Consider the following 19,181-nt stretch of genomic DNA (forward strand, 5'->3'; position numbering starts at 1 on the left):
CCGCGGGGGCCCGACCGAGCCCCGGCGGGCACCCCTCACAGGAACTCCCCGTCGACGTACACCCACCCCCCGCCCTCGCGGGCGAACTCGCTGCGCTCGTGGAGTTCACCGCGCTGGCCGTGGTGGCGGTAGCGGGCGCGGAAGGTGACGGTGCCGCGCGGATGGAAGGCGCTCCCGTCGGTGGTGTCCGTGATCTCCAGCCCGGACCAGCGCATCGCCTCGTCGAGTTCGAGGTGGGGCGGCCGGGTCGACGAGTGCCAGGTGCGCAGCAGATACGCGGCGTCCCGCGCGACGAAGGCGCTGTACCGGGAACGCATCAGCAGCTCCGCCGTGGGGGCCGCCTCCTCGCCGCTGTGGAAGCGCCCGCAGCACTCCCCGAAGGCGGCGGGCAGGCCGCAGGGACAGGGGGACTCCGCCGTGAGGGCGGCGGGGGCCGCGCGGCCGGGGCGCTTGATGCGAGGTGCCATGGCTCCATCTTCCCGCCATCGGCCGCCTCGCCCCACCCGCGGCCCCGCCCGCGCGAGCCGGGCCGGACGCGCGGTGGCGCCACGTACCGTACGGGCATGAAGCTCACGATTCTCGGCGGTGGCGGATTCCGGGTGCCTCTCGTGTACGGAGCGCTGCTCGCCGATCACGGCGAGGGCAGGGTCACCGAGGTGACGCTGCACGACACCGACCCCCGGCGCCTGGACGCCGTCGCCCGGGTGCTCGCCGAACAGGCGGGGGACTCTCCCGCGGCCCCCCGCGTCCGGGTGACCACGGATCTCGACGAGGCGGTGCTCCACGCCGACTTCGTCTTCTCGGCGATCCGGGTCGGCGGCCTGGAGGGCCGGGCCGCCGACGAGCGGATCGCGCTGGACGAGGGGGTGCTCGGCCAGGAGACGGTCGGCGCGGGCGGGGTGGCGTACGGGCTGCGCACGGTCCCCGTCGCCATGGACGTCGCCCGGCGCGTCGCCCGCCTCGCCCCCGACGCCTGGGTCATCAACTTCACCAACCCCGCCGGGCTGGTGACCGAGGCGATGAGCCGGGTGCTGGGCGACCGGGTCATCGGGATCTGCGACTCCCCGGTGGGCCTCGGGCGGCGCGTGGCGCGGGTGCTCGGCGCGGACCCGGCGACCGCGTGGATCGACTACGTGGGCCTCAACCACCTCGGCTGGCTGCGCGGGCTGCGGGTGGACGGCCGGGACCGGCTGCCCGATCTGCTCGCGGACGACCGGGCGCTGTCGTCGGTCGAGGAGGGCAGGCTGTTCGGGACGGACTGGCTGCGCTCGCTCGGCGCGATCCCCAACGAGTACCTGCACTACTACTACTTCAACCGCGAGACCGTGCGCGCCTACCGCGAGGCCGAGCGGACCAGGGGCGCCTTCCTGCGCGCGCAGCAGGCGGGCTTCTACGACGCGATGCGCATGACCGGCACCCCGGCGCTGGCCACCTGGCGGCGCACCCTCGCCGAACGCGAGGCGACGTACATGGCCGCCAACCGGGAGGCCGCGGGCGCGGGCGAACGCGCGGACGAGGACCTGGAGTCCGGCGGGTACGAGAAGGTGGCGCTCGCGCTGATGCGGGCGATCGCGCGGGACGAGCGGGCGACGCTCATCCTCAACGTGCGCAACCGCGGCACCCTCTCCGTGCTGGACGCGGACGCCGTCGTCGAGGTGCCGTGTCTGGTGGACGCCAACGGCGCGCACCCGGTCGCCGTCGATCCGCTGCCGCTCCACGCCGTCGGCCTGGTCACGGCGGTGAAGGCGGTGGAGCGGGAGGTGCTGACCGCCGCGGACAGCGGATCCGTCTCGGCGGCGGTCCGGGCGTTCGCGCTGCATCCGCTGGTGGACTCGGTGGGTGTCGCGCGCCGGCTCGTCGACGGCTACCGCGCCGGACACCCGGGCCTGGCGTACCTCACCGCACGCTGAACCCGGGCCGCGCCGGGTGCCGGAGTGTGCCGCCGGGTGCCGGGGTGTGCCGCGCGGGTTCAGGCGGTGACCGCCCGCAGGGCTCCGGGGCGGCGGCCCGCCAGGCGGTCCAGCGCCCGGGAGGCCGCCTCGTCGGCGGGCAGGTGGACGAGCAGGAACTGGTCGTCGTCCGCGGGGAGGTCGAGCCGCTCGTAGGACAGCCGCAGCGGGCCCGCCTCGGGGTGGGCGACGCGGACGACGCCGTTCGGCCGCGGCAGGCCCGGTACGGACCGCACCCGGTCGGTGAAGGCCGCGCCCGCGGTCACGGTCAACTCGTCGGCCAGCCGCTCCACATGGGGATCGTGCCGGAACGGGCCCTGCTTCAGGGTGGCGACCTGGTCGTCGGCGACCAGGGCCCAGTCGGGGTAGGCGTCCCGGGCGCGGGGGTCGGTGAACACGTAGCGCGTCAGGTTCGGCGGGTCGTCGTCCAGGATGCCCAGCGGTCCGGCGAGCGCCTCGTACCCGCCCGTCCAGGCGACCAGTTCGCCGAGCCGGTTGACGACGGCGGCGGGGGCCGGTTCCAGGCGTTCCAGCAGTGCGCGGACCCCGGGCCGGACGGTGCGTCCGGGGGGTGCCGCCCCCATGCAGCTGAAGCCGCCGCCCGCGCCCTTGGAGAGCCGGTGGAGGTGGACGCGTTCGCCGGGCGCGAGGCGCAGGGCGTCGGCGAGGGCGGAGAGCACCTGGGGCGAGGGCCTGCGGTCGCGGCCCTGTTCGAGCCGGGTCACGTACTCGACGCTGACCCCGGCGAGCGTGGCCAGTTCGGAGCGGCGCAGGCCGGGCGTGCGGCGGCGCGGTCCGGCGGGCAGGCCCACCTCCGCGGGCGTGACCGCCTCGCGCCGGACGCGCAGGAACAGGCCCAGCTCGTTGTCGCTCATCTCCCGAACGTAACAGCCCCCGGCGGCCGGATCGTGGCCCTGCCCCTACCAGCCTCCGCCCGGTCTTCCTGCCCCCCGGCCGCCGGCGGCAGTGTGGTCCGCGGCGGCGGTCCGCCGCACTCCGCACCGGAACACACGCACAGGGAGCACAGCCATGTCTCAGCAGACACTCCGCCTCGCCGTCGTCATCGGCAGCGTCCGCGAGGGCCGGTTCGGGCCCGTGGTCGCCGAGTGGTTCGCGGCCCGGGCCCGGGAGCACGGCCGCTTCACCGTCGACGTGGTCGATCTGGCCGACACCCCGCTGCCGCTGGAGCTTCCCCCGGTGCCGCCCGCGGTGCGGCCGGACATGGACCGCCCGGCCTCGATGGCGCACCTCACCGAGCGGCTGTCCGCGGCCGACGCCTTCGTCGTCGTGACGCCGGAGTACAACCGGTCCTTCCCGGCCTCCCTCAAGGCGGCGATCGACTGGCACTTCACCGAGTGGCAGGCGAAGCCGGTCGGGTTCGTCGGCTACAGCGGCGGCAGCGGAGGGCTGCTGGCCATCGAGCAGTTGCGTCAGGTACTGGGCGAGCTGCACGCGCACACCGTCCGGGACTGCGTCTCCTTCCCCCGCTACTACCAGCTCTTCGCCCCCGACGGCACCCTGCGGGAGCCGGAGGAGCCGGCGGGCGCCGCGAAGGTGATGCTGGACAGCCTACAGTGGTGGGCGGCCGCCCTGTCCGAGGGGCGCCGGGCCCGTCCGTTCACCGCCTGACCCCCGGGGCGCGGGCGGGTGGAGCCGGTGCTTCGCCCGGTACCGATCCGCCGGGGAAGGCGGGGCTTCGCCCGGTGCCGGTCCGCAGGGGAAGGCGGGGCTTCGCCCGGTGCCGGTCCGCAGGGGAAGGCGGGGCTTCGCCCGGTGCCGGTCCGGGCATGGAAGAGGAATGACGACCTCCGCCGACCGGGCCGTGCCGCCCGTCCGTTCACGCCGCGCCCTGGTCGCCGGATCGGTCGGCAACTTCGTGGAGTGGTACGAGTTCGGCGTCTACGGGTACTTCGCGACCGTCATCGCCGCGAACTTCTTCACCCCCGAGGGCGGCGGCGACGCCGAGGCCCTGGTGAAGACGTACGCCTCGTTCGCCCTGGCGTTCTTCTTCCGGCCGGTGGGGGCGGCGCTGTTCGGGCGGCTCGGGGACCGGATCGGGCGCAGGCCGACGCTGATCCTGGTCGTCTCGGTGATGACCCTGGCCACCACGGCCATCGGCCTGCTGCCGACCTACGCCACCGCGGGCGCGCTCGCGCCGTGGCTGCTGACGCTGCTGCGGATCGTGCAGGGGCTCTCGGCGGGCGGCGAGTTCGGCGGAGCGGTGGCGCTGATGACGGAGTTCGCGCCGCCCGGGCGGCGCGGCCTCTACGGCTCGTGGCAGTCGTTCACCGTCGCGCTCGGCCTGCTCGGCGGCGCGGGGGTGGCGGCGCTGCTGGCGACCGTGCTGACGGAGGCCGCGCTGAACGACTGGGGCTGGCGGGTGCCGTTCCTGCTGACCCTGCCGCTGGGGGCGGTCGCGCTGTGGCTGCGACTGCGGCTGGAGGAGACGCCCGGCTTCACGCGGGCGGCCGCCCGGGCCGAGCCGGCTCCCCCGGCGGGCGAACTGGTGCGGGCGATCCTGCTCGGCGCGGGGCGGATCATGGGCTGGGCCGCCGCGGGCTACACCTTCCTCGTGGTGCTGCCGTCCTACCTCCAGTCGGCGCTGAACGCCTCCTTCCGCCAGGCGCTGATCGCCACCGTCCTGGCCAACCTCGGGTTCGCCGCCTCCATCGTCCCGGCGGGCGCGCTCAGCGACCGGGTCGGCCGCAGGGCGGTGATGGTCACCGGCGCGGTGCTGGTGGTCGTGGTGTCGCTGCCGCTGATCGACGTGTTGCAGGATCCGGGCGCCCCGGCCGCGCTGAAGGGGCTCGCGGTGTTCGGCGCGGGCGCGGTGGTGGGCCTGCTCGCGGGCCCGGGTCCCGCGATGCTCGCGGAGATGTTCCCGACCCGGGTCAGATACACGGGCCTCGGCCTCGCCTACGCGCTCTCCAACGCGGTGTTCTCGGGATGCGCCGGGCTGATCGTCACGGAGCTGGTCGAGCGGACCGGCGACGTGGACGTCCCCGCCTACTACGCCGCCGCCACCTGCGCGGTGAGCGTGCTCGCGCTGCTGACGCTGCGCCCGGACGACCATCGAAGGCCGATGTCATGAGGGTCGTGGGCCTGATGTCGGGCACGTCGTACGACGCGGTGGACGCCGCGGCGGCCGACATCACGGCGGACGGCGGCGCCCTGCGGGTGACCCCGCTGGGCCTGGTCAGCGCGCCCTGGGACGACGGGCTGCGGGCGCTGCTGGCGGGCGCGCTGCCGCCCGCGCGCACGAGCCTCGGCGACGTCTGCCGGCTCGACACGGGGATCGGGCGGGCCTTCGCCGCGGTGGCGGTGCGCGCGGTGGACGAGCTGTGCGCAGGGCGTGCGGAGCTGATCGCGTCCCACGGCCAGACGGTCCACCACTGGGCGGAGGAGGGACGGGTGTTCGGCACCCTCCAGCTCGGCGAGCCCGCCTGGATCGCGGAGGCGACGGGGCTGCCCGTGGTCTCCGGTTTCCGGCCGCGCGACGTCGCGGCGGGCGGGCAGGGGGCGCCGCTGGTGAGCCTGGTGGACGTGCTGTGGCTGCGGAGCAGGCCCGGGGTGTCGGTGGCGCTGAATCTGGGCGGCATCGCGAATCTCACGGCCGTGCCCGCCGCGGGCGAGCCGGTGGCCTTCGACACCGGGCCGGGGAACGCGCTGATGGACGCTGCGGTCACCGAACTGACCGGCGGGCGGCGGACGTACGACGAGGACGGGGCGCTCGCGGCGGCGGGGCGGGTGCACGAACCGCTGCTGGCACGGCTGTCGGGCGATCCGTACTACCGGCTGCCGCCGCCGAGGACGACGGGCAAGGAGCTGTTCCACATCGGCCATGTGCACCGGGCGCTGGAGGGCGTGGGCCCGGTCGCCCCCGCCGACCTGCTGGCGACGCTCACCGCACTGACCGCGCGGACCGTCGCCGCCGCCGTGCGGCCGCTGGGGGCGGCCGAGGTGATCGCCTCCGGCGGCGGCACCCGCAACCCGGTGCTCATGGGCATGCTCCGCGCCGAGCTGGGCGGCACGGCCCTGGTCACCTCGGACACGCTGGGCCTGCCGGCCGCGGCGAAGGAGGCGCTCGCCTTCGCCGTGCTGGGCTTCCTGACGGCGCACGGAGTGGCGGGCACCCTGCCGTCGTGCACCGGCGCCCGGGGGGCGCGGATCCTGGGCTCGCTGACACCCGGCCGAGGGCCGCTGCGCCTGCCCGCCGCGATGCCCGGAGACATCAACAGCCTGAGCTTTACTATGCGTTGATGGTGCGCGTACACTGTGCGTTGGTCACACCGGTCACAGAAGTGCACCGGCGGCCATCTCCGTCACCGCGGTGTGTGCCGGTGTCCGCCCCTGCGGCGGTGTCCGTCCGGCGTGCCCCGGAAGAGAAGGGCACGACAGACGAACCCGCCCTGCGCGCGCATGGGTGGGCGGCCGTACGCGGACAGCCCGACGCGTGCGGTGATGGGTGACGGACGATGACGCTGCTGCCCCCGCGGCAACACGTCAGCCGACGAGGAAGTCCGCCTTGCCCGACTTCGCTCCTTGGATGAAGGCGGCGATCTCACCGGTGGTGTAGATCAGCGCCGGCCCGTCCGGGTCGGCGGACTGACGGATGGCGACACGGCCGTCGGCGAGCTTCATCGTCTCGACGCAGTTCCCTCCGTTGCCACCGCTCCAGGGTTTCTGCCAGCCGTCCTCGCCCAGCTCGGCGGCGGGCATCCCGTTGTATATGCGATTCATTCACAGCTCCCTGCGGAGTTCATCCAGAATCTCCTTCGTGCGTTGTGCCGTCGCGGCCTGTGCCGCCATGCGGTCCATCACCTCCAGATGGGTGGCGACCTCGGGGCGCGCGTCCAGGTAGACGGCGCCGGTCAGGTACTCGCTGTAGACCATGTCCGGCAGCTCGGGGACCGAGAACCGGAACAGCACGAACGGCCCGTAGGTGCCCGGGTGGTGCCCGCTCGCGAACTCGGCGATCTGGAGGGTCACATGGGGCAGCCGGGCGGCGTCGAGCAGCTTCTCGACCTGCGCACGCATCACACCGGGGCCGCCGACGGGCCTGCGGAGCACCGTCTCGTCCATGATCACCCAGAGCCTGGGGGCGTCCGGGCGGGCGAGCAGCTCCTGGCGCTCCATGCGCAGGGCGACGTGCCGCTCGATCTCGTCCGGGTCGGTGTGGCCGATGGCGCCGCCCAGCATGATGGCCCGCGCGTAGTCCTCCGTCTGGAGCAGACCGGGGACGAACTGCGGTTCATACGCACGGATGAGGCCGGCCGCTCCCTCCAGGCTGACGTACATGCTGAACCAGTTCGGCAGCACGTCGTGGAACCGCTGCCACCAGCCGGGCCTGTTGGCCTCCTCGGCCAGCTCGACGAATCCGCGGGCCTCGTCCTCGCCGATGCCGTAGGCGCCGAGCAGCAGCTGGACGTAGGGGATCTTCAGAGCGACCTCGGCGGTCTCCATGCGGCGGATGGTGCCCGCCGCGACCCGCAGCACCTTGGCCGCTTCCTCGCGCTTGAGACCGGCGCGCTCCCGGAGATCCTGCAGACGCCGGCCGAGGACCACCTGGCCCACGGTGGGGGCGGACCGCGGTTCGCTCACTTCGCTACCTCCCCACGTGCTCTGTTGCGAGAAGTGTGCCATGGCGATCCGTCAATGAATATGCCCACTCTGCATTTTTCATAGTGGGTCTTGCCAAGGTGGCCGGTGCAGGTGAGACTTGTGATGTGAACCGTGACGCGCTCACCACCCCCCTCCTGGACGCGAGTCCGGCCGTCGACGCTTCCCGGTACGGCTTCGAGGTGCCTGCCCGCGTCGAATCCGTCTCCCGTGCGAGACGGCAGGTGAGCGAGCGGCTGGACCTGTGGGGCATCCACGGCGACGTCCACGACACCGCGCTGCTGGTCGTCTCGGAACTGGTCACCAACGCGGTCGTGCACACCGGGGGCCATCTCGTCTCCTGCCAACTGCGCCTCACCGAGAAGCAGTTGCGCATCACCGTGCACGACCAGGGCACCGCGCCCACCGGGCCGCGCGTCTGCTACGGGATCGAGGAGGAGCGCGGCCGGGGGCTGCTGCTCGTCGAGACCCTCAGCGCCGCCTGGGGCACGCACGACTGCGAGCACGGCCACGGCCGGGTGGTCTGGTCCGAACTCGCCCTCGGTGACGCGCCGTTCGAGACGGTGTGGTCGTGCTGAGAGGGCTGTCGGCCCTGCTCGCCGGGCGCACCGGGGAACAGGGCGCCGAACCCCCGGCCCCGGCCGGCGGCCTCGTCCTGCGGTGCCACCGCCCGGAGTCCCGGCTCACCCGACTCCGCCTGCCCGCCACCCTGCCGGCCACGCTCGGCCACGACGCCGTCGGCGTCCCGGCCCGCTTCGGGATGCGCCTGGCCGGCCGGCTGCCGCGCGGCGGCTGTGTCTTCGCCGACGGCGGATGGTGGTGGTGGATCGTGCCCGCGGGCTCCGATCTCGGCCTCCAGTGGCCGCTGCCCGCCCAGTACGCGCGCGACGCCCTGGTGCCCGCCGTCCGGCCCCGGCTGATCCGCCTCCCCGAGGGCGACAGCCCCTACACGCCCCCGATCCCGCTGTACCTGATGACCTGCCAGCTCACCGGCGTCGCGCCCCGCTGGCCGGCGGCCGCGGGCACCTCCCGCCCGTGACCGCGGCGACGGGATCCACCGGCGCCCGCCCGGTGCCGGGCCGATAGGCTGCCGCGCATGTCAGAAGCCGATGTGAGCACCGACGAAGCGAGCGCCGCCACGACGGCCCCCGAGCACGAGGGCACGGTCCGGACGAGCACCGACGGGGGCCCGAACGACAAGGACGCCGCCGCCCGCGACGGGGCCGACGGCACGGACGGCTCGGGTGCGGGCGCGCACGGCGCGGGTGACTCAGGCGCGGACGAGGCCGACGGCAAGGGCGCGCGCGGCGCCGACGCGGCGCGGCCGACGGACGCGGACGCGCAGCCGGCGGGCGCGGGTGCCGAGGGCTCGGGCGCCTCGGAGGCCGGCACACGCCGGGCGGCAGCCGTGCGTGGTGCGGGCGCCACGGACGCGGACATCGCCGACGCCGAACTCACCGGCGCCGAGGACGAGGACGACACCGACGAGCCCCAGGGCCTCACCCCGCGTCAGGCGCGGCATGTGCGCATAGCGCTCTCCGCCGCGATCATGATCGCGGTCGGGGCGGTCCTCGTGCTGCGGCTCGGCAGCACCCACTCGGTACTCACCCTCGCCTTCTACGGCATGGCGCTGATCCTCTCCGGCAGCGCGCTCATGCTCAGCCGGGCCGGACGCACCCGCTGGGCCACGCTGGTGCTCGGCACCGGTGTGGCGGTCGCGGTGGTGGCCGAGTGGGCCGTCGCGAGCATGCGCTGAACCCGGGGGCGCCGCGCGGCGGCACGGCCGGCCCGCGGCGCCGGGCCCGGTTCGACCTGAAAGGGCGGGGCCCCGGCGCACCGGTACCCGCGGCCCCGAACCGGGCCCGGCGTCAGCCGCCGGAGACCGCCCTCAGACGCGCCTTCCCCTGGCGCACCCCCGGCGTCGCCGAACGGTTCTCGCGGAGGACCAGGGTCAGCCGGGTGTACCCCTTCGCCTCCAGCCTGGCGGGCGTCTCGTCGACCACACGGCAGTCGGTGCTGCCCCAGCGGGGGTCGGGGTGGTTGACGGGCCGTACGGCGCCGTCGTGGTGGATCGCCTCGGCACCGACCGCGCTCATCCACAGCGGGAGTCCGCAGCGGTAGGCGGCGTCCATGATCGGGTCGAGCGCGATGTCGTCCCGCACGGCCTGGAGCGCCTCGTCCTCCTCGCCCTCGAGCAGTCCGGCGAGCTGGGCCATCAGCGGCAGGCACCAACTGGTGTCGTGCTCGGCCAGCACGCGGGGCGCGTCGGGGTGGAAGAGCACGAAGCGGAGGAAGTTCTGGTGCGGCATGGCCGTGGGGTGCGGGCCGACGCCGCGGAAGAGGGCGTCGAAGGCGGGGTTGGTGTGCGCGACGTCCCAGCGGCGGTCGAACAGCACGGAGGGCAGCGGCACCGCGTCCATCAGGGCCGCGTAGTCCCGCAGGTAGGCCTGGGTGGCCGGGTCCTCGGGGGTCTCGGGGCGGGTGGGCGGCGCCGGGACCGGCGGGTGCACCGGCACGGGCGGGTGGACCGGACCGGAGGGACGGGCGGGGGCGGGGCGGCGGACCGGGGGCGTCGGCGGGACCGGACCGGAGGGCCGCGAGGGGGCGTTGCCGGAGCCGGCGGAGGACAGCGCACCTGCCAGGTGCCGCAGGCGTCCGCGCTGCACGGCGTCCATCTCCAGGGCGCCCATCACCGCGGTGAGGGCGTCCTCGCCGAGGTCCTTGACCGGGGTGCGCTCCCAGGTGGCGTAGGCGTAGGGGCTGATGCCGAGACGGGCGGCCACGTCGTTCAGGCTGAGGCCCAGCTCCTCGCGGCGCCGTCCGAGCAGCTCCGAGGGGCGCTTGGGGCGGGCGGCCGCGCGTGCGGAACCGGTCCGCCCGACTGCTCCCTGACCACCCGTACAACCGACGCCTGCCTCGTTCGCCATCGAGAGACCGCCGCCTTTCCGAATCTTCTCGAAAGCCCGCCAAGTCCCGCTCCGGCGGCCTCCTTTGGATCACCCTGCTCATCCGAGATCCTGCTACCGCCAGGTGAGGGATGTCAACTATCGTGGCATTCCGGCGTAGCCAGCGCGTATTTCACGCCACAGCTGTGGCAAGGTCTGGCTGCATTCGCTCGAAACGGTTAATCTCCCGGCAGCCCGTTGTCTGCGGGGCAGTCCCGCATGATCTAGGAGACCTACTGGTGACGGACGGCTTCTCGGTTCCGGGTCCGACGGCGGGCAGCCATCTGGCGGCGACGAAGGCCCGTGTAGCCGACCTCGCGGACAAGCTCGGAATCAGCCACGACGAGGTGTTCGACGCCCATCTGCTGTCCGAGGCGTCGGGAGTCCCGGTGGACGTGGTCCGCGCCCTGCTCGACGGCAGGCTGGCCGGTGAACCGGACCTCCAGGCACGGTTCCTCCAGCGGTTCGACCTGCTCCGCAGGACCCGTCTCAAGCCCAACGGCCGCCGCTGGACGCAGCAGGAGATCGCCGACGGCGCGGGGATGTCACGGCAGCAGGCGGGTGCGCTGATCAACGGCGACCGGCGCCCCACCATGGAGCACTGCGACGCGATCCAGCGCTTCTTCCGGGTGCACGCCGGCTTCCTCACCGCCGACGACGAGGACGCCCTCGTCGGGGCGCTCCAGCGCACCGAACAGGGTCTGCTTCAGGACTTCGCCGGGGAAAGCGACCCGCTGGAGCGCCTGTTGCAGGACCATGGAGTGCGTGGCATCGCCTGGCGGGCAGCCCAACTGCCCACCGACAAGCACCGGGACAAGGTCACCGAGTGGCTCGACCTGCTGCTCGAGAGCGTCAGACCGACCGACACCTGATTTCCGGACAGGCTCGGATTCGTAACGTGTCCCCACTGGTACGGGCGGGGAGAGGAGAGCGGTGAGCATAGGCAAGGACATGCGCAGGCTGTGCGGCGAGCTGGTCGCCGGAATCGACCTGCCCGCCCCCGCCGAACCCGCCGACCTCTACCGCGCCCTGTGCGACGGCATGAGCAGACGCCGTGGCAGGCCCGTCCGCTACCGCATGGCCTCGTTCCCGCCCGGCACCGCGAGCGGTCTGTGGCTGGACATGGCCGAGCAGGACCTCGTCGTCATCGAGGAGCGCACCGCACCGGACCACCAACTGGTGATTCTCGGCCATGAGCTGTGGCACATGAACGCCGGCCACTGCAGCCACCATGTCGACGGCGCCGCCGTCGCCGCGCGGCTGCTGTCGGACGAGGCCGACCTTCAGGCCACCGTGCTCAGGGTCGCGGCCCGGTCCCGCTCGGACGTGACCGAGGAGCGCGAGGCGGAGAGTTTCGGCCTGCTGCTGGGCAGCAAGTGCCGTGCCTGGCTGGCCGGTTCGAACGGCCGCGGACCGGTGTGCCGGGACGGGCTCGAAGGGCGCATCGGGGCATCACTGGGCTACCGCGGGCCACAGGGCTGATGCGTGGACGGATCGGACTACTACATCCCGGCCGCGGCCCTCGCCGTCGCACTGGTGTTCAAACTCCCCGGGATGGTGCGCGACTGGCGTGACCCGCTGCTGCGGTCCGTCTGCGCGCTGCTGCTGCTGGGCGCGTCCACCTTCTTCTTCGCCGCCCCGCCGACCATCGCCGCCGTGAACAGCATCACCGGCGTCCCCAACATCTCGGGGCCGCTGGTCTACTGCATCCTCTCCGCGTTCAGCGCCTCCTGCCTGGTCCTGCTGGTCAACTGGCGGGGCGGGCCACCGGAGGAGACCCGGCACACCTCCCGGCGGCTGGTGGCCGGCTACGGCGTGGTGGTCGTGCTGCTCGTCGTGCTGTTCGCGCTCGGCTCCGCGCCCGAGGAGCGGCTCCGCGACCTCGACACCCACTACGCCAACACCCCGTACATCCGCGAGATGATCGTGCTGTACCTCGTCGCGCACAGCGTGGCGGCGGTCGGCATGACGGTGCTGTGCTGGCGCTGGTCGACCCAGGTGAGCGGCTGGCTGCGCGGCGGGCTCTCCGCCATCGTCGTGGGCTCGCTGTTCAACCTCGGCTACGGAGTGACCAAGTTCGCCGCCGTCTTCGCCCGCTGGGCCGGCGTCGACTGGGACGGCCTCAGCAGCGTGGTGGCCCCGCCCCTGGCGTCGGCCGGCGCGCTGCTCAGCGCGGTGGGCTTCGTGCTGCCGCTGGTCGGCCAGCGGCTGGCGGACCACTGGCACGCCTGGACCGCCTACCGGCAGCTCGGCACCCTGTGGCACGAACTGCGCTCCACCACCCCGGCGGGCACGCCCACCGTACGGATCTCTCCCCTCTCCCCCGTCGAACTGCGCGTCACCCAGCGGGAGTCCGACATCCACGACGGCCTGCTGCAGCTCGATCCGTACTTCGACCGGGAACTGCGCGCCGCCGCCTGCGAGGAGGCGCTGGCCGGCGGTGCCGGCCCCCGCGAGGCCCAGGCGGTCGGCGACGCCGCCATGGTGGCCGCCGCGCTGCGGGCCCGGGCCGACGACCCGGAGGGCGAGATCGTAAGCTCGGCACAGACCTACACATCCCGGGCAGCCGAAGGACCGCGCGATCTGGTGCGCATGTCTCTCGCGCTGCGACAGTCACCCGTCGTAGCGGCGGCGCGCACGCGCGCCGCCAGGTCGGAGAGCGGCACCACATGAGCGATCCCCTGAGAACCAGCCGGTCCGCGAGCCGGGGCACGGCCCGCACCGCCGTCGTCATCGGCGGCGGCCTGGCCGGCATGCTGGCCGCGGCCGCCCTCTCGGCCCACGCCGACCGGGTCACCGTCGTCGAACGCGACAGCCTCCCCGACGGGCCGCACTCCCGCAAGAGCCTCCCGCAGGCGCACCACGCGCATCTGCTGTGGTCCGGCGGCGCCCGGGCCATCGAATCGCTGCTGCCGGGGACGACCGACCGCTGGCTCGCCGCCGGCGCCCGGCGCATCCCGCTGCCGACGGGTCTGGTCTCCATGTCGGCGCTGGGCTGGTTCCGCCGCTGGCCGGAGATGCAGTTCCTGATCGCCTGCAGCCGCGACCTGCTGGACTGGGTGGTCCGCGAACAGGTCGTCGCCCTGCCGGGCGTCACGGTGCTCCAGCGCACCGAACTGCTCGGTCTCAGCGGCACGGCCGCGCGGGTGCGCGGCGTCCGGGTGCGCGGCGAGGACGGCGGGGAGCGGGAGCTCGAAGCCGATCTGGTCGTCGACGCCAGCGGGCGGGGCTCCCGGGCCCCGGAGTGGCTGCGCTCCCTCGGCGTCGACGAGGTGACGGAGGAGAAGGTCGACTCCGGTCTCGCGTACGCCAGCCGCCTCTTCCGGGCGCCCGCGAACGCGGAGCACTTCCCGGTGGTCAACGTCCAGGCCGACGCCCGTGAGCCGCGCCCGGGCCGGACGGCGACCATCGTGCCGCTGGAGGGCGGACGCTGGCTGGTGACGCTGTCGGGCACCCGGGGCGGCCAGCCGACGGGCGCCGCCGACGAGTTCGAGAACTTCGCCCGCTCGGTGCGGCACCCCGTCGTCGGCGAGCTGATCTCGCACACCGAGCCGCTGACCGACGTGGTGGTCAACCGCTCCACGGTCAACCGGCGGCGCTTCTACGAGAAGATCTCCGGCTGGCCGGAGGGCTTCGTCGCCGTCGGCGACGCCGTCGCCACGTACAACCCGGTCTACGGGCACGGCATGTCGGTCGCCGCGCAGGGCGTCGTCGCCCTGCGGTCCGCGCTCGCCGACCACGGGATCACCGCGCCGGGCCTGGCGCGCCGGGTGCAGCGGGCGGTGGCCCAGCCCGTGTCCACCGCCTGGGACCTCGCCACCGGACAGGACATCCTCTACCCGGGTGCCATCGGCAAGGCGTCCGGACCGGGCGCCGACGTGCTGCGGCGCTACGTCGACCGGCTGATGCTCACCGCGACGGGCCGTCCGCTGGTCACCAAGGCGCTGTTCGACGTCATGACGCTGTCCGCGCCGCTGGCGTCCCTGGCCAGGCCCGAGGTGGCGCTCGCCGTGCTGCGCGGCCCGAAGCTGCCGCCGCTGCCCGGGCCCCCGCTGACGGCCGAGGAGCTGCGGATCGCCAAGGAGCCGTGCGAACCGGAACGGGAGCCCGATCCGGCGGACGCGTAGCCCCGGTGCCGGGCGAGGAACGCGGCGAGGACCGCGGCGCGGGCACCGGACGGACACGGACTAGGCTCCGGAGCACGATGAACGGCAATCACACCGGCGGCCAGGGGGGCCGCACCGCCCTGACCCCCCTGGAGCCGAAGGCCGACCGGGAGACGGTGCGGCGGCACAATCTGAGCCTCGTCCTGCGCGCGGTCCGCGACGAGGGCGAGGCGACCCGCGCCGGTGTCGCCGGGCGGGTCGGTCTCACGCGGGCCGCCGTGTCGTCGCTCGTCGAGCAGTTGCTGGAGAGCGGCTTCCTGACGGAGTCGGGCAAGACCTTCAGCGGGCAGGCGGGCCGGCCGGGGACCGTGCTGAAGGTGGCGCGCTCCGGTCTCGCGGGCGTCGGTGTCGAGGTCAACGTCGACTACGTGTCGGTGTGCGTCGCGGACCTCGCCGGAACGGACCGGGTACGGCTCGTCGAGCACCTCGACAACCGGGGCGCCGACCCGGCGGTCGTCTTCTCGCGCGCCGCCGGGATCGCCGCGCGCGCCCTGGTGTCGGCGGCCGAGCAGGACCTGCGGCCGATGGGCGCGGCCCTGGCGCTGCCCGGGCTCGTCGCCGCGGGCACCGTGCGCGAGGCGCCCAACCTGGGATGGCGGGAGGTCGACGCCGAGACGCCGTTCGCCGATGCGCTGGCCGCGCTGCGGCCGGACCGGCGGCGGCTCGCCGTCCGCTCGGAGAACGAGGCGAACCTGGCGGCACTCGCCGAACTGTGGTTCGGCGGACTCGGCGAGGCCCGCACCTTCCTCTACCTGACGGGCGAGATCGGCGTCGGCGGCGCGCTCGTCCTCGGCGGTGAACTGCTGCGCGGCGCGAACGGGTTCGCCGGCGAGATCGGGCACGTCTCCGTCGCGGACGACGGACCGCTGTGCCGGTGCGGCGCGCGCGGCTGCCTGGAGCAGTACGCCGGGCAGGCCGCGCTGCTGCGGGCGGCCGGCCTGGACGAGCGGTCCGGCGCGCGGGGTGTCGCGGAGCTGGCCCGCCGGGCCGCGTCCGGCGAGCCGCGCTCCCGCGCGGCGCTGGCCGGGGCGGGGACGATGCTGGGGCGGGTGCTGTCGGGGGCGGTCAACCTCTTCGACCCGGACGCGGTGGTGCTGGGCGGCATCTACCGGGAGCTGCTCCCGTGGCTGGCCGCGCCGGCGGGCGCGGAGCTGGCGACCCGTGTGGTGTCGGGGCTCTGGCCGGCCGACGGGGTCCGGCTGCGGGCCGCCTCCCCCGCCGCCGACGCGGCCCGCGGCGCGGCGGCCCTCGTCCTCCAGGACGCCCTCGCGGACCCGGTCGCCTACGCCCACTTCGGAGCGACCTAGGGCTTCTCGTTCGGATCTTGGCGGGCTCGCGTCGGGGCCTTCCGCCGTCGGTCGCTTCGGGCTCCCTCCGGCCGCACCCCCGGCCCGCCCGGGGAACCTCCAGCCCGCCCGGGGAACCCCCCAGCCCGTCCGGCGATTGAGGACACGGACCGAAGGGCCGTGCACACCCCACCGGCAGCACCAGAAGCCCGTCCGGCGATTGAGGACACGGGCCGGGGGGCCGTGCACACCCCACCGGCCGGTGGGCGCGGCACCGCCTGCGGCGGCGTCCTCAAGCGTCCTCAAACGCCGGACGGGCTGAAAGGCAACCGGCCCCGCCCGGTGAACGCGGGACGGGGCCGAAGACCTGCGGTCAGCGTGCGCCGAGGAGGTGGTCCATGGCCAGCTGGTCGAGCCGCTCGAACGCCATCCCCCGCTCCGCCGCCGCGTCCACATCGAACTCCTCGAACGCCCCCCGGTCCGCGAGCAGGCCGCTCAGGCCGTCCTCAGCCGTGGGGCGGGCGAGCTCGTCGAGGCGGGAGGCGCGCAGGGCCTCGACGACCTCGGGGTCGGAGCGGAACGCCTCGGCGCGCTCCTTGAGGATCAGGTAGTTGCGCATGCAGCCCGCCGCCGACTCCCACACCCCGTCGAAGTCCTCCGTCCGGGGCGGCTTGAAGTCGAAGTGCCTCGGCCCCTCGTACCCCGCGCTCTCCAGCAGGTCCACGAGCCAGAAGGCGGACCGCAGGTCGCCCGCGCCGAAGCGGAGGTCCTGGTCGTACTTGATGCCGCTCTGGCCGTTGAGGTCGATGTGGAAGAGCTTGTCGGCCCACAGCGCCTGGGCGATCGAGTGCGGGAAGTTGAGGCCCGCCATCTGCTCGTGCCCGACCTCCGGGTTGACGCCGTACAGCTCCGGGCGCTCCAGGCGCTCGATGAACGCCAGGGCGTGGCCGACGGTGGGCAGCAGGATGTCGCCGCGGGGCTCGTTGGGCTTGGGCTCGATGGCGAAGCGGAGGTCGTAGCCCTGCTCGGTGACGTACTCGCCGAGGAGGTCGAACGCCTCCTTCATGCGGTCGAGCGCGACCCGCACGTCCTTGGCCGCGCCGGACTCGGCGCCCTCGCGGCCGCCCCAGGCGACATACGTCCGGGCGCCGAGTTCGGCGGCCAGGTCGATGTTGCGGATGGTCTTGCGCAGGGCGTAGCGGCGCACGTCGCGGTCGTTCGCGGTGAAGCCGCCGTCCTTGAAGACGGGGTGGGTGAAGAGGTTGGTGGTGGCCATCGGCACGATCAGCCCGGTGGCGTCCAGCGCCTGGCGGAAGCGCTTGATGTGCGACTCGCGCTCGGTCTCGCTCGCGCCGAAGGGGATGAGGTCGTCGTCGTGGAAGGTGACGCCGTACGCGCCCAGCTCCGCGAGGCGCCGGACCGACTCGGCGGGGTCCAGGTGGGGGCGGGTCGCGTCTCCGAAGGGGTCCCTGCCCTGCCAGCCGACGGTCCACAGACCGAAGCTGAACTTGTGGTCGGGGGTGGGGGTGAAGCGTTCCGTCATGGCTCAGTCCGCCTTGGGCTCACGGGTTTGTTTTCTTGCTTTACTAATAATGCACACCAACCCCTGATCACAGAAGACCCTCCGCACCTGTTGCCACGCATCACCGTGCAGTAATTTGTTTGCGAACCTGCCAAATAGGCGGTGCCCAGCAGCGAGAGGTGGAGCCATGCCGACGAACGCGGTCGTCATCGGGGTGGACAGCTCGACACAGTCCACGAAGGCGGCGTTCACCGACGCCGCGACCGGCAGGCTCCTCGCCGTCGGACGCGCACCCCACCGGGTCACCGGCGAGGGCGGCGCCCGCGAGAGCGACCCGGCGGTCTGGTGGAGCGCCCTGCGGGACGCGGTCGCCGAGGGCCTCACCGCCCTGCGGAGCACCGGGACCGACGCCTCGGCCGTCACCGGGATCGCGGTGGCCGGGCAGCAGCACGGCCTGGTCGTGCTCGACGGCGCGGGCGTCCCGCTGCGCCCCGCCCTGCTGTGGAACGACACCCGCTCGGCGCCGCAGGCCGCCGCGCTGACCGAGGCCCTCGGCGGCCCGGACGCCTGGACCGCCCGCACCGGGTCGGTGCCGGTGGCCTCGATGACCGCGTCGAAGTGGCAGTGGCTGCGCGAGCACGACCCGGCCGCGGCGAAGGCGGCCGCCGCGGTGCGGCTGCCCCACGACTTCCTCACCGAGCGGCTGGCCGGCGTCGCCGCCACGGACCCGGGCGACGCCTCCGGCACCTGCTGGTACTCGACGGCCACCGGCGCCTACGACCCCGAGCTGCTCGACCTGGTCGGCCTCGATCCCGCCCTGTTGCCGCCGGTGGCGGCGACCGGCGGCACCCGGGTGGGCACGCTCACCGCCGCGGCCGCGGCGGAGCTGGGCCTGCCCGCGGGCATCGCCGTCGCCGCCGGCACGGGCGACAACATGGCCGCCGCCGTCGGTCTCGGGCTGGGCGGCGAGGGGCTCCTCGACCATCCGGTGCTGAGCCTCGGCACCTCGGGCACCGTCTTCGCGGCGACCCGCTCCCGGCCCGCCTCTCCGGCCCTCGCCGGGTTCGCCGCCGCCGACGGCACGTACCTGCCGCTGGCGTGCACGCTCAACTGCACCCTCGCCGTGGACAAGGTCGCCGCCCTGCTGGGCCTGGAGCGGGAGGCGGCGCTGCCCGGCGGGGACGTGGTGCTGCTGCCGTACCTCGACGGCGAGCGCACCCCCGACCTGCCGGGCGCCTCCGGCCTGCTGACGGGCCTGCGCCACACCACCACGCCGCAGCAGATCCTCGGCGCCGCCTACGAGGGCGCCGTGGTCACCGTGCTGCGCGCGCTGGACGAGGTCATCCGGGCGTGCGGGGAGGACCCGGCCGCCCCCGGCGCGGCCGACCGCCCGCTGCGCCTGGTGGGCGGCGGTGCGCAGGGCCGCCACTGGGTCGAGACAGTGCGCCGCCTGTCGGGCAGGCCGCTGATCGTCCCGGAGAGCACCGAGCTGGTCGCCCTGGGCGCGGCCGCGCTCGCCGCGTCCGCCGCCTCGGGCGAGGACGCGGTCGCGGTCGCGACGTCCTGGGGCACGGGGTCGGGCCGTGCGCTCGACGCGGTGGAGCGCGACACGGAGACCTGGGACCGCGTCTCCTCGGTCCTGGACCGCGCCTCGGGCCCGCTCCTGTCCTGACCCTCGCGGGCCGCGCCGCGAC

The 19,181-nt window shown here is 74.4% G+C and carries 19 protein-coding genes; 13 read left to right on the plus strand and 6 right to left on the minus strand.

The genetic code is table 11. The annotated features are described in order from the left end of the window. Positions 1 to 35 precede the first annotated feature (35 nt). On the minus strand, positions 36 to 467 hold the full coding sequence (locus tag JE024_RS05215; protein WP_205372451.1) for a YchJ family protein: 432 nt from the start codon (positions 465 to 467) through the stop codon (positions 36 to 38). A gap of 96 nt (positions 468 to 563) precedes the next feature. Here JE024_RS05215 and JE024_RS05220 point away from each other — a divergent pair, with 96 nt between their 5' ends. Then, on the plus strand, positions 564 to 1,910 hold the full coding sequence (locus JE024_RS05220; protein WP_205372452.1) for a 6-phospho-beta-glucosidase: 1,347 nt from the start codon (positions 564 to 566) through the stop codon (positions 1,908 to 1,910). A 59-nt stretch (positions 1,911 to 1,969) separates the two neighbouring features. Here JE024_RS05220 and JE024_RS05225 read toward each other — a convergent pair whose 3' ends face one another. After that, positions 1,970 to 2,824, minus strand: a complete 855-nt coding sequence (locus JE024_RS05225) for a helix-turn-helix domain-containing protein (protein ID WP_205372453.1) — start codon at positions 2,822 to 2,824, stop codon at positions 1,970 to 1,972. A 154-nt stretch (positions 2,825 to 2,978) separates the two neighbouring features. On the opposite strand from JE024_RS05225, the gene JE024_RS05230 reads away from it, so the two are divergent. From JE024_RS05230 to JE024_RS05240, 3 genes are all read left to right on the plus strand, one after another. Next, positions 2,979 to 3,578, plus strand: a complete 600-nt coding sequence (locus JE024_RS05230; protein WP_205372454.1) for an NADPH-dependent FMN reductase — start codon at positions 2,979 to 2,981, stop codon at positions 3,576 to 3,578. Positions 3,579 to 3,747: 169 nt separating this feature from the next. Continuing rightward, complete coding sequence (locus tag JE024_RS05235) at positions 3,748 to 5,040, plus strand: MFS transporter (protein WP_205372455.1); 1,293 nt, start codon at positions 3,748 to 3,750, stop codon at positions 5,038 to 5,040. Further along, on the plus strand, positions 5,037 to 6,209 hold the full coding sequence (locus tag JE024_RS05240) for an anhydro-N-acetylmuramic acid kinase (RefSeq protein WP_205372456.1): 1,173 nt from the start codon (positions 5,037 to 5,039) through the stop codon (positions 6,207 to 6,209). The genes JE024_RS05235 and JE024_RS05240 overlap by 4 nt, the downstream gene beginning before the upstream one ends. A gap of 243 nt (positions 6,210 to 6,452) precedes the next feature. Here JE024_RS05240 and JE024_RS05245 read toward each other — a convergent pair whose 3' ends face one another. Continuing rightward, positions 6,453 to 6,689 carry a DUF397 domain-containing protein gene (locus JE024_RS05245; RefSeq protein ID WP_205372457.1) on the minus strand — a complete coding sequence of 79 codons (237 nt, stop codon included), beginning with the start codon at positions 6,687 to 6,689 and terminating at the stop codon, positions 6,453 to 6,455. Continuing rightward, a complete protein-coding gene (locus tag JE024_RS05250) occupies positions 6,690 to 7,550 on the minus strand; it encodes a Sco1979 family transcriptional regulator (RefSeq protein WP_205372458.1) in 861 nt (286 codons plus the stop codon). Between the two features lie 125 nt (positions 7,551 to 7,675). Here JE024_RS05250 and JE024_RS05255 point away from each other — a divergent pair, with 125 nt between their 5' ends. Genes JE024_RS05255 through JE024_RS40895 form a run of 3 tightly spaced genes read left to right on the plus strand, consistent with a single transcriptional unit; the run spans position 7,676 to position 9,324 of the window. After that, entirely contained in the window at positions 7,676 to 8,146 is a 471-nt protein-coding gene (locus JE024_RS05255; protein WP_205372459.1) for an ATP-binding protein, read from the plus strand. Continuing rightward, positions 8,140 to 8,607 (plus strand): hypothetical protein, encoded by a 468-nt coding sequence (locus JE024_RS05260; RefSeq protein ID WP_372449770.1) that lies wholly within the window; start codon positions 8,140 to 8,142, stop codon positions 8,605 to 8,607. The genes JE024_RS05255 and JE024_RS05260 overlap by 7 nt, the downstream gene beginning before the upstream one ends. A gap of 57 nt (positions 8,608 to 8,664) precedes the next feature. Next, entirely contained in the window at positions 8,665 to 9,324 is a 660-nt protein-coding gene (locus tag JE024_RS40895; protein ID WP_244882594.1) for a hypothetical protein, read from the plus strand. Between the two features lie 112 nt (positions 9,325 to 9,436). Here the strand turns inward: JE024_RS40895 and JE024_RS05270 are convergent, their stop codons facing one another. Then, the gene (locus JE024_RS05270; protein WP_205372460.1) at positions 9,437 to 10,495 is read right to left on the minus strand and encodes an MmyB family transcriptional regulator; all 1,059 of its coding nucleotides are present in this window, start codon (positions 10,493 to 10,495) and stop codon (positions 9,437 to 9,439) included. A gap of 257 nt (positions 10,496 to 10,752) precedes the next feature. Here JE024_RS05270 and JE024_RS05275 point away from each other — a divergent pair, with 257 nt between their 5' ends. From JE024_RS05275 to JE024_RS05295, 5 genes are all read left to right on the plus strand, one after another. After that, positions 10,753 to 11,385, plus strand: a complete 633-nt coding sequence (locus JE024_RS05275; protein ID WP_205372461.1) for a helix-turn-helix transcriptional regulator — start codon at positions 10,753 to 10,755, stop codon at positions 11,383 to 11,385. A gap of 79 nt (positions 11,386 to 11,464) precedes the next feature. After that, entirely contained in the window at positions 11,465 to 11,995 is a 531-nt protein-coding gene (locus JE024_RS05280) for a toxin-antitoxin system, toxin component (RefSeq protein ID WP_205376385.1), read from the plus strand. Between the two features lie 3 nt (positions 11,996 to 11,998). After that, positions 11,999 to 13,186, plus strand: coding sequence for an MAB_1171c family putative transporter (locus tag JE024_RS05285; RefSeq protein WP_205372462.1), 1,188 nt, complete (start codon positions 11,999 to 12,001; stop codon positions 13,184 to 13,186). Next, positions 13,183 to 14,640 (plus strand): NAD(P)/FAD-dependent oxidoreductase, encoded by a 1,458-nt coding sequence (locus JE024_RS05290; protein WP_205372463.1) that lies wholly within the window; start codon positions 13,183 to 13,185, stop codon positions 14,638 to 14,640. Before JE024_RS05285 ends, JE024_RS05290 begins: the two co-directional genes overlap by 4 nt. Positions 14,641 to 14,717: 77 nt before the next feature. Beyond that, the gene (locus JE024_RS05295) at positions 14,718 to 15,986 is read left to right on the plus strand and encodes an ROK family protein (RefSeq protein ID WP_205372464.1); all 1,269 of its coding nucleotides are present in this window, start codon (positions 14,718 to 14,720) and stop codon (positions 15,984 to 15,986) included. Between the two features lie 352 nt (positions 15,987 to 16,338). Here JE024_RS05295 and xylA read toward each other — a convergent pair whose 3' ends face one another. Continuing rightward, a complete protein-coding gene (gene xylA / locus JE024_RS05300; protein WP_205372465.1) occupies positions 16,339 to 17,508 on the minus strand; it encodes a xylose isomerase in 1,170 nt (389 codons plus the stop codon). A gap of 166 nt (positions 17,509 to 17,674) precedes the next feature. Between xylA and xylB the strand changes: the two genes are divergently transcribed. Then, positions 17,675 to 19,159, plus strand: a complete 1,485-nt coding sequence (gene xylB, locus JE024_RS05305; RefSeq protein WP_205372466.1) for a xylulokinase — start codon at positions 17,675 to 17,677, stop codon at positions 19,157 to 19,159. The last annotated feature ends 22 nt before the right edge of the window (positions 19,160 to 19,181 follow it).

The organism is Streptomyces zhihengii (assembly GCF_016919245.1).
GTDB lineage: Bacteria > Actinomycetota > Actinomycetes > Streptomycetales > Streptomycetaceae > Streptomyces > Streptomyces zhihengii.